Annotated in this window: 12 protein-coding genes and 1 pseudogene; 7 read left to right on the top strand and 6 right to left on the bottom strand. The window is 69.8% G+C overall.

All coding sequences use genetic code 11. The features are described from left to right. On the bottom strand, positions 1–222 hold a 222-nt coding region (locus tag TFC3_RS39335), incomplete at its 3' end, for a hypothetical protein (RefSeq protein WP_236718143.1). 147 nt (positions 223–369) lie between these two features. Here TFC3_RS39335 and TFC3_RS15640 point away from each other — a divergent pair. The 4 genes from TFC3_RS15640 to TFC3_RS15625 all read left to right on the top strand — a co-directional run bounded on the left by TFC3_RS15640 (position 370) and on the right by TFC3_RS15625 (position 4649). Continuing rightward, a complete protein-coding gene (locus tag TFC3_RS15640; RefSeq protein ID WP_082772456.1) occupies positions 370–981 on the top strand; it encodes a TetR family transcriptional regulator in 612 nt (203 codons plus the stop codon). Positions 982–1482: 501 nt separating this feature from the next. Continuing rightward, positions 1483–2907, top strand: a complete 1425-nt coding sequence (locus TFC3_RS15635; protein ID WP_067500358.1) for an FAD-dependent monooxygenase — start codon at positions 1483–1485, stop codon at positions 2905–2907. Between the two features lie 38 nt (positions 2908–2945). Beyond that, complete coding sequence (gene smpB, locus TFC3_RS15630; protein WP_067500356.1) at positions 2946–3470, top strand: SsrA-binding protein SmpB; 525 nt, start codon at positions 2946–2948, stop codon at positions 3468–3470. A gap of 21 nt (positions 3471–3491) precedes the next feature. After that, positions 3492–4649, top strand: coding sequence for an alpha/beta hydrolase-fold protein (locus tag TFC3_RS15625; protein WP_082772079.1), 1158 nt, complete (start codon positions 3492–3494; stop codon positions 4647–4649). A 91-nt stretch (positions 4650–4740) separates the two neighbouring features. Here the strand turns inward: TFC3_RS15625 and TFC3_RS15620 are convergent, their stop codons facing one another. Beyond that, positions 4741–5238: a hypothetical protein gene (locus TFC3_RS15620; protein WP_067500352.1), complete on the bottom strand. Its 498-nt coding sequence runs from the start codon at positions 5236–5238 to the stop codon at positions 4741–4743. Between the two features lie 57 nt (positions 5239–5295). Next, positions 5296–5418: pseudogene (locus tag TFC3_RS37090) on the bottom strand (MerR family transcriptional regulator); the annotation flags it as partial. A 256-nt stretch (positions 5419–5674) separates the two neighbouring features. Between TFC3_RS37090 and thrS the strand changes: the two are divergent. Genes thrS through TFC3_RS15605 form a run of 3 tightly spaced genes read left to right on the top strand, consistent with a single transcriptional unit; the run spans position 5675 to position 8296 of the window. Continuing rightward, entirely contained in the window at positions 5675–6925 is a 1251-nt protein-coding gene (thrS, locus tag TFC3_RS15615) for a threonine--tRNA ligase (protein ID WP_067500350.1), read from the top strand. Then, positions 6922–7236, top strand: a complete 315-nt coding sequence (locus TFC3_RS15610; RefSeq protein ID WP_067500348.1) for a putative quinol monooxygenase — start codon at positions 6922–6924, stop codon at positions 7234–7236. The genes thrS and TFC3_RS15610 overlap by 4 nt, the downstream gene beginning before the upstream one ends. Further along, positions 7223–8296 carry a hypothetical protein gene (locus TFC3_RS15605; protein WP_082772454.1) on the top strand — a complete coding sequence of 358 codons (1074 nt, stop codon included), beginning with the start codon at positions 7223–7225 and terminating at the stop codon, positions 8294–8296. Before TFC3_RS15610 ends, TFC3_RS15605 begins: the two co-directional genes overlap by 14 nt. A gap of 39 nt (positions 8297–8335) precedes the next feature. Here TFC3_RS15605 and TFC3_RS15600 read toward each other — a convergent pair whose 3' ends face one another. From TFC3_RS15600 to TFC3_RS38010, 3 genes are all read right to left on the bottom strand, one after another. Further along, positions 8336–8632: an STAS domain-containing protein gene (locus TFC3_RS15600; RefSeq protein ID WP_067500344.1), complete on the bottom strand. Its 297-nt coding sequence runs from the start codon at positions 8630–8632 to the stop codon at positions 8336–8338. After that, positions 8629–12723 carry a SpoIIE family protein phosphatase gene (locus TFC3_RS15595; protein WP_067500342.1) on the bottom strand — a complete coding sequence of 1365 codons (4095 nt, stop codon included), beginning with the start codon at positions 12721–12723 and terminating at the stop codon, positions 8629–8631. The genes TFC3_RS15600 and TFC3_RS15595 overlap by 4 nt, the downstream gene beginning before the upstream one ends. 67 nt (positions 12724–12790) lie before the next feature. Beyond that, the coding region (locus tag TFC3_RS38010) for an ATP-binding protein (protein WP_161952599.1) at positions 12791–13003 on the bottom strand (213 nt) is incomplete at its 5' end.

Genomic DNA, 13003 nt, shown 5'->3' with positions numbered 1-13003 from the left:
GGCGGAGGGTTGCGGGGCTTTGGTCGTACCGGGGGAGCGGGGTGGCTTGTGGTTCGACAGGGCCAGGTCGAGGGCTGCGCGGGCAAGGGTCGGGCCGTTGCAGGAGGTGGGGTCCGGTTTGTCGCGGGCTTCGATCAGGGGGAGTTCGGCTGTGGGTTCATCCTCCGGGAGCGGGGCGTCGGTTTCGGGCCAGTCCGGGACGGGCGCGGGGGATCCCTGCATGGCGGTGCCTCCAGGTCGGCTTCCGGGCAAATGCCATGCAGGGGTACGGATACAGCTCCCACCCGGTTCGGACCCGCACCGAGATACCGAGAAAATTGCGTGCCCCGCATCTTTGCGTGACGCGCACAATTGGCTATGCTGGTGGGTGTGGGGCTACGGGAAAGCAAGAAGGCGGCAACCCGGACGGCGCTCAGCTGGGCGGCGATCCAGCTCACCGTCGAACGCGGACTGGACAACGTCAAGGTCGAGGACATCGCAGCCGCGGCGGGCGTGTCCCCTCGTACCTTCAACAACTATTTCGGCAGCAAAGCCGAGGCAATCGTCTCCCGCCAGCTCGACCGTCTGCGCCACATAGCCGACGAACTCCGCCGCCGGCCGCCCGAAGAGCCGCTCTGGACGGCCCTGACCCAAGCAACTCTCACGCAATACCAGCCGGGCCCCGAAGTGGTAGCGAACCCCATTCCCGACCCGGTCCAATGGGCCGCCGGCTTGAGAGTGATGCTCGCCGAACCAGCCCTGCAAGCCGAACTCCTGAGAACCACCGTCATCGCCGAGGAAGACCTAGCCGCCGCCGTCGCCGCCCGCACCGGCACCAGCATCGAAAATGACTTCTACCCCCACCTGGTAGCAGCCACCGTCCTCACCGCAACCAGAGCCGCCACCACCCACTACCTTCGCACAGAATCGGGATCCGAAATGGAGCAGCTCTTACCCGAGGCGCTCGCCCGGATCGCCGCGGGCTTGCCGGAACCGCATTAGACGTCGCGCTGTTGTCGTTCTCGTTCTCAGTCTTGATCAGGGCGTGGTGCTTGGGCCTGCTTCGGGCGCGATCGCTCCGGTTTGCTCTCGGGTTTTTTCGGGCTTGCTCCGATTCGGCTGATCGCCACGCTGGTTCTGAACCGCCTGGCTCCTTCCGGAAAGCTGACGCCGCTTCCGTTCAGCGGCACCGTTCTCCACCGGCACCCTTCACCCCGCCTCCGCTGGCACCTCAGCCTTCTTTTCTGCGCGACTTTCCGCGGGACCACCTGCCCTCACCTAGAGCCTAGGTTCCTAGGATGCCGAGGGGGTTGCGTTGCGGACAACCTCTTCGAAGCGTGTACAAGCGTCTCAGTTGAGCATTTTTCTCGTCGAAAAACTTTCATCGAGCAATGCCACTTTCCGTCGAATCCGGCAGTTGGCATGGCTCGCCTTTGATAGCGCTCGAATCAACGGGGCCAAACCGGCCCACATTCCCAGCACACCTTCCTGAAAGGAATTCCCATGGTGGACGTAGTGATCGTAGGTGGCGGTCCCAATGGCCTCATGCTCGCCTGCGAACTGGCCCTGGCCGGCATTCGCCCCACCGTCCTCGAACGACTCACCGCCCCCACCACCGAGCAGCGCGCCAACGGTTTAGTAGGGCAAGTCGTCGAAGTTCTCCACCGCCGTGGCCTCTACGAACGCCTCACTCGCGCCACAATTGCCCCCGAACCGGCCGAGCGCTTCGTCTTCGGCGCGTTCCCTCTCGACCTCAGCGGCCTTGAAAACAACGACCTCTACACCCTGATGGTCCCGCAGCGCGACCTTCAGAAAATGCTGACCGGACGCGCAAAGGAACTCGGTGTCACCATTGTTCACGGCAGCGAAGTAACAGGCCTGCACCAAGACGAGAAGTCCGTCACCCTCGAACTCAAGGATCAGCCCGCAACGGCGGCGTCCTTTGTTGTCGGCGCGGATGGCGGGCGCAGTACGGTCCGCAAGCTCGCCGGCATCGAATTTCCGGGAATCACCACCGACGACACCGTTTCGCGTAGCGGGCAGGTCAGCATTCCGGCATCGATGGTTGACGCGAACGGCGGGCTGGTGGTGCCCGGGTACGGGACCGTGCCGCCGTTCCAGCACACGCGCACCGAGCGCGGATTGATCGTCTGGGCAATCATGAACGGACAGCCCGCGCTCACCACGATGGAGTGGGGACAGCCGGCGGAGGGTGCAGCATCGCTCGCCGAGCTGCGGGCCAGCGTGCACCGGGTGCTCGGCGCCGACGTGCCGATGGGACCGCCGGCGGGGGACGGTCCGCACCTGATGCGGCGGCTGGCTGGGGGCAACACGCGACTGGCCGAACGGTACCGCGACGGCCGCGTCCTGCTGCTCGGGGACGCAGCGCATGTGCATTCGGCGATCGGTGGGCCGGGACTCAACCTCGGGCTGCAGGACGCGGTCAACCTGGGCTGGAAGCTGGCGGCGCAGGTGCGTGGCCAGGCAAGAGAGGGATTGCTCGACACGTACGAGTCGGAGCGCCGCCCGGTTGCTGAACGCGTCACCATGCACACGCAGGCGCAGGCCGCCCTGATCCGCCCGGGTGCCGAGGTGACCGCGCTGCGCACCCTGGTCGGCGAGTGGCTGCCGCTGGTCCGTGAGCAGGTGGCCGGGCTGCTGGCCGGCTCCGACGTCCGCTACGACATGGGACCGGCGACCGGGGCGCTGGTGGGCCGTTCGGCCCCGGACTTCGCGGGACTCACCGAGGTCACCCGAACCGCCCGACCTGTCCTGATCGCTCCTGACGACACGATCAAAAGCGGTCGCGTGGAGACCGTCGTCAACCCGGCGGCCCCGGTGGCGATGCTGCTGCGTCCCGACGGGTACGTGGCCTGGCAGGACGGCACCGGCAGCAACCTTGAAGCGGCCATCGACCATTGGCTCTGAATTTCGGGAATTCGGTGGCTGCGGCTTGGAGTTGCGGGTTGACTGATCAGGTTCGCACGTTTCTAGGTGAGGGGGCGGCCACGCCCAGGGAGACCGGGCGCAAGGTGATTGCGTCCAACAAGAAGGCCCGGCACGACTACGAGGTGCTGCGGACGTACGAGGCTGGGCTGGTGCTGGCCGGGACCGAGGTGAAGTCCTTGCGGGCCGGGTATGCCTCGCTGGTCGACGCCTTCGCCGGGGAGCATGAGGGCGAATTGTTGCTCTACAACCTGCACATCGCCGAGTACGGGTTCGGGTCGTGGACCAATCATGCTCCCCGCCGTACCCGGAAATTGTTGTTGCACCGGATCGAAATCGACCGGATCTTGGACAAGTTGCGGGAGAGTGGCGTGGCCCTGGTGCCGTTGTCGCTCTATTTTCACGACGGGTGGGCCAAGGTCGAGCTGGCGCTGGCCAAGGGCAAGAAGGAGTACGACAAACGCCAGGCGCTGGCCAAGCGGGACGCTGACCGGGAGATCTCGCGGGCGCTCGGACGTCACCTCAAGGGTCATCCGCGGCGGTGAATCCGTGAGAACCTGAGCAGCGTGACGGTGGTGGATCTGTGGGAACAAGCGTCGCGCAAAGGTGCGCCGCTGGTGTCGCCGGTGGACGTGCGCGGGTTGGTCGAGGTCACCTTCGTGTGGCGCGGCGAGGCCGAGTTCACCGAGGTGGGATGGGCCGAGCGGCATGTGCTGCAGCGCGAGCCGGGCACCGATGTGTGGCACGTGACGGTGCGATTGCCGGCCAATGTTCGTACCGTCTATTACTTCTCCCATCTTGCTCCTGGCACGTGGCGCCCGCCGCGCACGAACGGTCCGGAGGGCGACACGCACCTCGACCCGCTGAACGCCGAGCAGGTGTACTTCCCGGCCAATCCGAGCGATCCGAGCGACCACGACGGCTGGGCGTCGCTGCTCACCTTGCCGCACGCCGCACCGGAATCGTGGTCGCTGCCGCAGCCGGGAGTCCCGCAGGGCACGACCGAGCCGGCCACGCTGGATGGCGGCCGGGTGGCGGTCTACCGGCCGGCGGGGGACCGCTCGGCAGGTCTGCCTGCGATCGTCATCCTCGACGGCTACCTGGGCCGCACGATGATGCGCATGCCCACCACGCTCGACAATCTCATCGCCGCGGGGCGCATCCCGCCGCTGGTGGCCATCTTCGTGGACGGCGGCGACGCCACCCGCGCGGCCGATCTGTCGCCCACCTCCGGTTGGCTGAGCGCGTTCATCGAGCGAGAACTCATGCCGTGGGCCCGCAGAAAACACGGCATCAGCCCGTACGCCCACGACATCGCGATCGCCGGCTGCTCCTTCGGCGGCCTGGCCGCAGCCGGCCTGGCGCTGCGGGCGCCGCACGTGTTCGGCGCGGTGATCAGCCACTCCGGCAGCTTCTGGTGGCCCGCCCGCGCTGAAGACGCGCCCGCCAGCGGCGAGAGTGAGCCGGAGTGGCTGACTCGGGAGGTGCTGCGGGGACCGCGGCGGGATGTGCGCTTCTATCTTGATGTCGGGGACCGGGAGACCGCCGTGTTCACCGAGGGCACGCCGGATCAGCGCTCGGTCAACCGGCGGTTCCGGGACGCCCTGCGCGCGAAGGGCTACCCGGTGACGTACGCGGAATATGCCGGCGACCACGACTACCTGAACTGGCGCAACACCTTCGCCGACGGGCTGATAGCGATCTACGGCGGCCGCCAGGTGTAGGCGCGCAGGGCCATGCCCGCCTCCACCGTGTACATCACCGGCGTGCACCGGTTCGCTCGTCCAGCACAGCCGCAATGGTTTTCCCAGGGGCTCAACGATCCGGCCCCGGCTCGGGTGCTGCGGCCAGCGGCAACTCGGTGATCTCGCCGGTGAGCGCCGCCGTGGCCGAGTGTTCGGGCGCGGCGAGCAGGCTACGTGAGTAGCGGCCCTGCGACCGGGTCACCGCCAGGCTGAGCAGGATGATCGGGGGCGGCGGTTCGATGATCTTGCCGGGCCCCCACCGTACCCAGAAAGGCAGTCGCCCTTCCTCGGCCTCGGCCAGCAGCTTGTCGATGGTGCGCTGGCGGTGGGTGTGGTCGACCTCGACCACGATGGGCGGCCCGTCCGGGCGGGCCAGCGCCACGTCGAGCACCGAGTGCTGCTGGTCCATCGGCGGCGGTAGCCGCAGCACGCTGGGCGCCCGCCGGTAGACCCGCCAGCCGTGCCCCTCGCCCCACGCGGCGACGGTGTCGATGACCAGGGTGGTCACCTGGGCCTGGGTGAGATCGGAGAACGTCAGCGCGGCCAGGCGCGGCCCCAGATCGTCCATGCGAGCAGCGTAGTACCCCCATCGAACGCCCCCTCAGCGGTACAAGAGTGACCAGGCTCAGGCGGTGAGCAGGCGCAGGCCGAGTTCGGTTGCGTCGAGGGCGCCGAGGTCGCGGTTGCGCTCGGCCCACCGCCCGCCGGACAGGTCGTCGCGCAGCTGGGCCACGGCCCGGTGCTCGGCCAACTGGTCCACCGGCGGGCGCCCGGCGACCGTCAGGTGAGAGACAGAGCCGCGCCTTAAACAGGGTGCGGGTGCGGCGCCGCCGTGGCTACAGTCGGGGCATGCACATCAGCGTGAGCAGCACAGCGCCGGCAAGTCCCGGCGTTGGGTCGAGCTGAGCTGATCAGAGACGACAACGGCCCCGGGCGGGATGCCCGGGGCCGTTGTGTATGCGGGATCCGGGTGTCCGGCCGGGAGGCAAACCCGAGGAGACCGCATGTCCATCGACCACCGCAGGCTCGGCCGCGAGCTTGACCTTTTCGACTCCGATCCGATGATTGGCGCCGGGCTGCCGTTCTGGCTGCCGGCCGGTGCCGCCGCCCGGCACGAGATCGAATCCTTTTTGTACGAGCTGGAGCGCCGCGCCGGTTATCAGCACGTGTACTCGCCGGTGCTCGGCAAACGGCAGATGTACGAACGCTCCGGGCACTGGGCGAACTTTGCCCAAGACATGTTCCCGCCGATGCGGGTGGGCTCGGACGAGCTTGTTCTGCGCCCGAGTTTGTGCCCGCATCATGCGCTGATGTTCCGGGCTCGCCAGCATTCGTACCGGGAATTGCCGGTGCGGATGGCGGAACTGGGTGGCATGTACCGCGCCGAGCGTTCGGGGGTGCTCGGCGGGTTGAACCGGGTGCGTTCGATCTGGCTCAACGACGCGCACGTGTTCTGCGCGCCGGAGCAGGTGGGCGCCGAGGTGGCGGACGCGCTGGCGCTGATCAAGCGGGCGCAGGAAGCGCTCGGACTGCGCGTGTCGTCATACCAGTTGTCGTTATGCGGTAACGGGAAGAAATACGCCGGGTCGGATGCGGCGTGGGCGCAGGCGGAGAAGGTGCTGCGCCAGGCCCTCGATGACCTTGGTGTGCCGTATGCGGCGGTGCCGGGCGAGGCAGCGTTTTACGGGCCGAAAATTGACATTCAGGTCGCCGATCCGAGCGGGCGTGAGGCCAGCATCTCCACCGTTCAAGTCGATTTTCACATGCCCGAGCAGTTCGATCTGTCCTACCTCGACGCGTCGGGGGCCAAGGCGCGCCCGGTGATGGTGCACCGCAGCTTGGCCGGGTCGATGGAACGGCTTTTTGCGGCGCTGATCGAGGTGCACGGCGGTGCTTTCCCGGTGTGGTACGCGCCGGTGCAGATCCTGGTCGTGCCGGTCGGCGAGGCGCAGGAGGCGGCGGCGAAAGGGTTCCAGGCCGACGCGGTGGCGGCGGGGCTGCGGGCCGAGGTCGCGTTCGAAGGGTCGCTGGGGCTGCGGGTTCGGGAGGCGGCACGGCGCAAGATTCCGTACGTCGCGGTCATCGGTTCCCGCGAGCAGGAGTCCGGGATGGTCGCCTTGAGAATGCGCGACGGGCGGCGGCTGCCCGGCCGGCCGGCAGCGCAGGCCCTCGAACTGATCAGCGAAGTCGTGCGGACCCGGTCCGGCGTGTCGCTGTTCGAACGCGGGCCTGGTGACGGCGGATCTCCCGGGTGAGGCTGCGCCAAGAGGCATCGCGGGCTGCGAAGTTCCTGGTCGAACCGGAGTCCGCCGAGCGATGGCCGGAGATCGCGGGGGACTTCACCCGGGCCACCCGCGCCGACCCCGGCTGCCTGTGGTTCGACTGGTCGCGCAGCCTCGACGACCCCAACGGATACGTGCCGCAGCACCTGCAGGCCACCCCGAGGATCATCAGCCAGAGCGTGGAGCAGTCCGACTGGTCCCAGCTCGGGCGAACTGGCCGTCAACTGATCACAAGCATGCCTCGGCGTCACGCAGGGTATGGGCCTCGCCATGCAAGCAGCTGAAACGCATCGCGCGCCCACGGCCGAGGTGGTGGTCGGCCTGATCGCCGCCCCCGGCGCGAGCCAGCGCCTGACCGGCGACCTGGTGAGCGATCTGCAACAAGCGCTCCCGCAGCGCCACCCCACCCTGGCCTGGCGGCTGCCGGTGATCGAGGACGCCCTGGTGCAGTCCACCGCCGGCGATGCCGAGCTGGTGGCGGCCGCCCGCGACCAACTGCTCGAACACGACTGGGACCTGGTGATCTGCCTTACCGACCTGCCGGTACGCGTCGGGCGCCGGTCGGTGGTCGCGCACGCCAGCCCGGTGCACTCGGTGGCCGTGGTCTCCGTGCCGGCGCTGGGAGCGGTGGGGGTACGCCGCCGCGCGCTGGACACCGTCACCGGGTTGATCGACACGCTGGTCGGCGAGACCGACCCGGACCCGGCGAACCGGTCGAAGACCGCCCAGCGGCTGCGCGAACTCGCCGACGACGAGGAGGAACAGGGACCGGCGCTGTTCTACCCGGCGCGGGTGCTGACCGGCAACCTGCGGCTGCTGACCGGCATGGTGCGCGCCAACCGGCCGTGGCGGCTGGCCGTGAGCCTGTCCCGGGCGCTGACCGCGGCCGTCGCGGCGGGGGTGTTCGCCCTGGTCACCGGGGACATCTGGCGGCTGTCCGACGCGTTCGGCGCGGTCCGGCTCAGCACCATCGCCGTCGCCGCGGTGGTAGCCGTCGTGGTGACCCTGGTGGTGGGCGGCAACCTGTGGGAACGCGGCCGCCAGCGCCGGCAGGTCATGCTGTTCAACGCCGCGACGGTAATCACCGTGCTGATCGGGGTGGTCGCCCTGTACGCGGCGCTGTTCGTGCTGGCTGCGATCCTGGCCGGGGCGCTGGTGGCCCCCCGGCTGCTGGCCGAGTCGCTGGGCCATCCGGTGGGGATCGTGGACTACCTGCGGGTGGCGTGGTTCACCAGCTCGCTGGCCACCGTGGGCGGGGCGCTCGGGGCGGGGCTGGAAAGCGACGAGGCGGTGCACGAGGCGGCGTACACGTACCGGGGCAGCGAGGAAGGCGGCGACCGGTGAACCTTCTACCTGGTGCGCCACCCGACGACTGCCTGGAACTCACACCACAGTGGTCAGGTCGTCGAGACCGGCCACGGTCAGCAGCGGGGCCAGCAGCTCGGTGGCGACCAGACGGATGTGATCGACGTGCGGGAACAACACCGCCAGCCCGGCGCTGTCGAGGTATTCCACCCCGCTGAGATCCACGACCACCGCCTGGTCCGCCGCCTCCCGGCGGGCCTGGGCCAGCGCGGTGGCGAACGCACCGGCGTTGCTCATGTCGATCTCCCCGGTGGCGCCCAGCACTGTCGAGCCGTCCGGGTGGCGGCTGGCGGTGAACGTGAGCCCAGCGGTCATCGGGGGATCCTCGCTTGCAGGCCGACCACGGTTCCCGCCGCGCCGGTCGTGACAGTCACTTCGCTCATCAACGCTCGCATCAGGGTCAGGCCACGGCCGCGGTGCGGGTTGGCGGCCGGTTCCGGGGTTTTCCACCGGCCGCTGTCGGTGACCGTCAGATGCAGGGCGGTCGCGGTCGCGGCGGCCCGCAGGCGGACCATGCCACCCTGGGCGTGGCGATGGCCGTGCTCGATCGCGTTGGCGCAGGCCTCCCCGGCCGCCACCAGCACGTTCTGCGCGGTCATCGGATCCACGCCGGCGCGGGCCAGCCAGCCGCGCAGCGCCGAGCGCACCGGGGCGAGCCGGGTGGCCTCGGCGGGGAAGTCCAGCTCCAGCGGGCCAGGCTGGCGGTAGAGCAGCAGGGCCACATCGTCGTCGTACCCACCGGCCGGGGCCATGCCGTCCATCACCTGGGTGGCCAGGTCCTCCAGCTCGGCGCCCAGCCCGCGCTGCACCGCGGCGGTCACCCGGTCGATGCCCGCGGTCAGCGGCTGGCGGCGGCGTTCGACCAGCCCGTCGGTGTAGAGCAGCAGCAATCCCCGGCTCGGCACGGTGTAGCGGGCCTCGGGCCGCTCACCGCGCGCCCGGACCCCGAGCGGGCGCGACCGGCCCTGATCCAGCAGGTCAGCGGTGCCATCGGCGCGGGTCACCACCGCCGGGGGATGCCCGGCGCTGGAGTACGCCAGGTCCCCGGTCACCGGGTCCAGCACCCCGCAGAACACCGTTGCGCACATCGCACCGGGTAGCTGGGCGGCGAAGTTGTCCAATGCCATCAGCGTCTGCGCCGGGTCGTTGTTCTGCAGCAGCAACGCCCGGCAGGCACTGCGCAGTTGCCCCATCACGGTCGCGGCCTGCAGCCCGTGGCCCACACAGTCACCGACCACGATGCCGATGCGCCCGTCGGGCAGGGCCACGGTGTCATACCAGTCGCCGCCGACCTGGAGCGGGCGGGTGGCCGGGGAGTAGCGGACCGCGAAGCCGTCGGGCAGTTGCGCCGGGCCGAGGATGGCCCGCTGCAACGCCAGCGCGGTCTCACGCTGCTGGTCGATCTGGTGGATGCGGTGCAGACCCTGACCGAGGTGACCGGCCAGCAGCGCCAGCAGCGTCTGGTCCTGCCCGGTGAACGGCCGGTTCTCGGCGAGCTGCACCCACAACACCATGGTGCCGCCGGGGTGTTCGAGGGCGATCCCGGCCCCGCCGGTCTGCTCGGCTACCGGCGTCAGCAGCGCTTTGTCGCGTACCGTGGCCAGCGTTCGACGGTGGTCCTCGCTCAGGTCCGACCACCGCAACTGGGTGCCGGTGCTGGTCAGAACGGGGGCGCCAGTGTCGCTGAACACGGTGGCGGACACGTGATCGGCCTGCCACAGCTCGCGCAGCGTGGGCAGCACCTCGCGCAACGCCTCGCCCGAGCTCTCCGCCTCCGACAGCCGCACGCTGATCGCGGCCAGCGCACTCTCGCGTTGCACGGCGTAGTGCTCGGCCGTCACGTCACGGAACGTCCCCACGATCACCCGCCGCCCGGTGTCCGGCTCCTCGACCTGGTTGAACGCGGCGGCCACCCACAGCCGGTGGCCGTCACGATGGGTCACCGGAATCGTGTACGAACCCCGCGACCGCTCCACCAGCAGCGCAAACGCTTGCTCAACCTCGCGGTAACCGGCCGGATCGCTTGCCGGGTCCGGCCACCACGGGTGCACCGGCGCGTACGGCAGCTCCTGCGGCCCGTAGCCCAGAATGTCGGTGAACGTGGAATTGATCTCGATGACCGCGCCGTCGTCGTCGCAGACGAAGAACGCCTCCTGCAGCGAGTCGACCAGCGCGGTGCGCCAGCGGGCGTGGTGGTTGCGCAGCCGGGCGAGTTCCACGTTCGCTCGCACCCGGGCCAGCAGCTCGGCCGAGGAGAACGGCTTGACCAGGTAGTCGTCGGCGCCGGCTTCGAGGCCTTCGATGGACTCCTCCTGCCCGGCGCGGGCGGACAGCAACAAGACCGGGGTGCCGGCGGTACGCGGGTCAGCGCGCACGGCAGCCACCAGCTGCAACCCGTCCAGGCGCGGCATCATCACATCGCTGACGATCAGATCGGGCTTCTGCACCCGGGCGGCTTCGAGCGCGGCCTGCCCATCGGCGACCGTCTGCACGTCATGGCCCGCCGAGCGCAACAGCCGGGTCAGGTAGTCACGCATGTCGGCGTTGTCATCTGCCACCAGCAGACGCACGCTCGTGCCGGTGGATGCCTGTTCCGGTTCGGGACCCTGCGACCCGGTGGGAAGCCAGCGCAGCGCCTCCTGCACGTAGGGTTCCGCGGTTGCCGACACCGCCGCGGCGCTGCCCGGCTCGGCCAGCGCGTCGCCCGGCAGATGCGCGGCGCCGAACGGCAACCGGATCGTGAACGTGGTGCCCCGCCCGGCCGCGCTGTCCGCGGTGATCGTGCCGCCGTGCAGCTCGACCAGCTCCTTGACCAGCGCCAAACCGATGCCGCTGCCCTCGTTGGAACGCGACCGGGTGTTCTCGATGCGGTGGAAGCGCTCGAACAGCCGGGGCATCTCCTGCGGCGCCACCCCGATGCCCGAGTCGGCCACCGTGATCACCGCCGCGCCTTCCCCGGGCTGCACGCCCACCCGCACGCCGCCGCTGAAGGTGAACTTCAGCGCGTTGCTGAGCAGGTTGAGCATGACCTTCTCCCACATGCCGCGGTCCAGGTGGACCGGCTGGGGCAGCGGCGGGCACGACACGTCGAACGTCAGCCCGGCCCGCTGCACCGCGGAGCGGAAGACGCCGGCCAGCTCGGCGGGGGCGGCGGACAGGTCGACCGGCTCGAAGCGGGCCTGCATGCGCCCGGCCTCGATGCGCGAGAAATCGAGCAGCGTGTTCACCAGCTTGCCCAGCCGCAGCGCGTTGCGATGGATGACCTGCAGGTTGTCGCGGGCACCGGGGCTCTCGTCCTGGGCCAGCAGATCCTCGACCGGCCCGGTGATCAGCGTCAACGGGGTGCGCAACTCGTGGCTGACGTTGGAGAAGAAGGCGGTCTTGGCCCGGTCCAGCTCGGCGAGCTCCTCGGCGCGGCGCTGTTGCGCTTCATAGCTGCGGGCGCTGGCTATCCCGGCGGCGACATGACCGGCGGTCAGTTCGATGAACCCGCGGTAGGAGTCGTCGAGGGCGCGGAAGCGGTTGAGGGCGGCCACCATGAAGCCATACGGGGTGCCGCCCTGCTGCAGAAGTGGAACCAGAAGGGCCTGCGCAGGCGGCTCATCCCAGTCGCCGGTGGGCAGGCCCGCGATGGTGTCCAGCGCGACGAGCGCGGATTCGCCACGGACCGCAGCCGCGGTCGGCCAGAGCAGCTCCTGCTCACCGTCGCGGGGCAACGCGGCGGCGGCCGCCGGGTGATCATCCGCGATGCCGGTCGCAGCCGCGAGCCGGGCGGTGCCGCCGTCGAACAGGTATGTCAGCGTGAACGGCAGGTCACGCCGGTTACGGTCGAGCTGGGCGGCCGCGAACGCCAGGATCTGCTGCTCGGTGCGGATCGCGCTGGGATCCGAGCCGAGGTCGCGCAGCGTGGTCATGCGCCGCTCGCCGATGACGCCCTCGGTGACCTCACTGACCACGCAGAGCATGCCGACCAGCGCGCCGTCGTCGTCGCGCAGCGGACTGTAGGAGAAGGTGTGGTAGCTCTCCTCGGGGTAGCCCGACCGCTCGACGAACAGCAGCAGCGCCTCGTCCCAGGTGGCGTGGCCGGTGGACAGCACGGTGGCGATGCGCGGGCCGATGTCCGGCCAGATCTCGGCCCACACCTCATTGGCCGGGCGGCCCAGCGCCCACGGATACTTGCGGCCCAGGGTGTCGCGCCGGTACGCGTCGTTGCAGAAGAAAGTCAGCTCCGGGCCCCAGGCCATCCACATCGGGAACCGCGAGGACAGCAGGATGCCGGCCGCGGTCCGCAAGCTCTGCGGCCACTGCGCGGCAGGCCCCAACGGCGTCGCATCCCACGCGACAGCGGCCAAGTCCCGGCCGGCATCCCCGCCGTCGGCGAACACCTCAGCCCCCGGGCCACCCATCGCCTCTGGTTCTCCCCTGGTCCTCAACGCGTATGGTCCTCGATGCGTACAACGGTCCGCCCAGAATTTACCGCCGCCGGGCCGGCGGCGCCGTCCGGCCCGGTGCTTGCTGCGCGACCGCGGCGGGACGGGGTTCCTCGTCGCTGAGGGGGACATCGGCCCAGACCACCTTGCCGCCGGGGCGGGCCTGCGTTCCCCAGTCGCGGGTCATGGCCGCGACCAGCAGCAGGCCGCGGCCCCCGATGCGCCGGGGGTCGGGGCCGTGCCGGCGGGACAGGTC

This window comes from Actinoplanes sp. TFC3 (assembly GCF_001553785.1).
GTDB lineage: Bacteria > Actinomycetota > Actinomycetes > Mycobacteriales > Micromonosporaceae > Actinoplanes.
The sequence above is the reverse complement of the archived record's forward strand: the minus strand, read 5'-3'. Positions and strand labels throughout refer to the sequence as shown.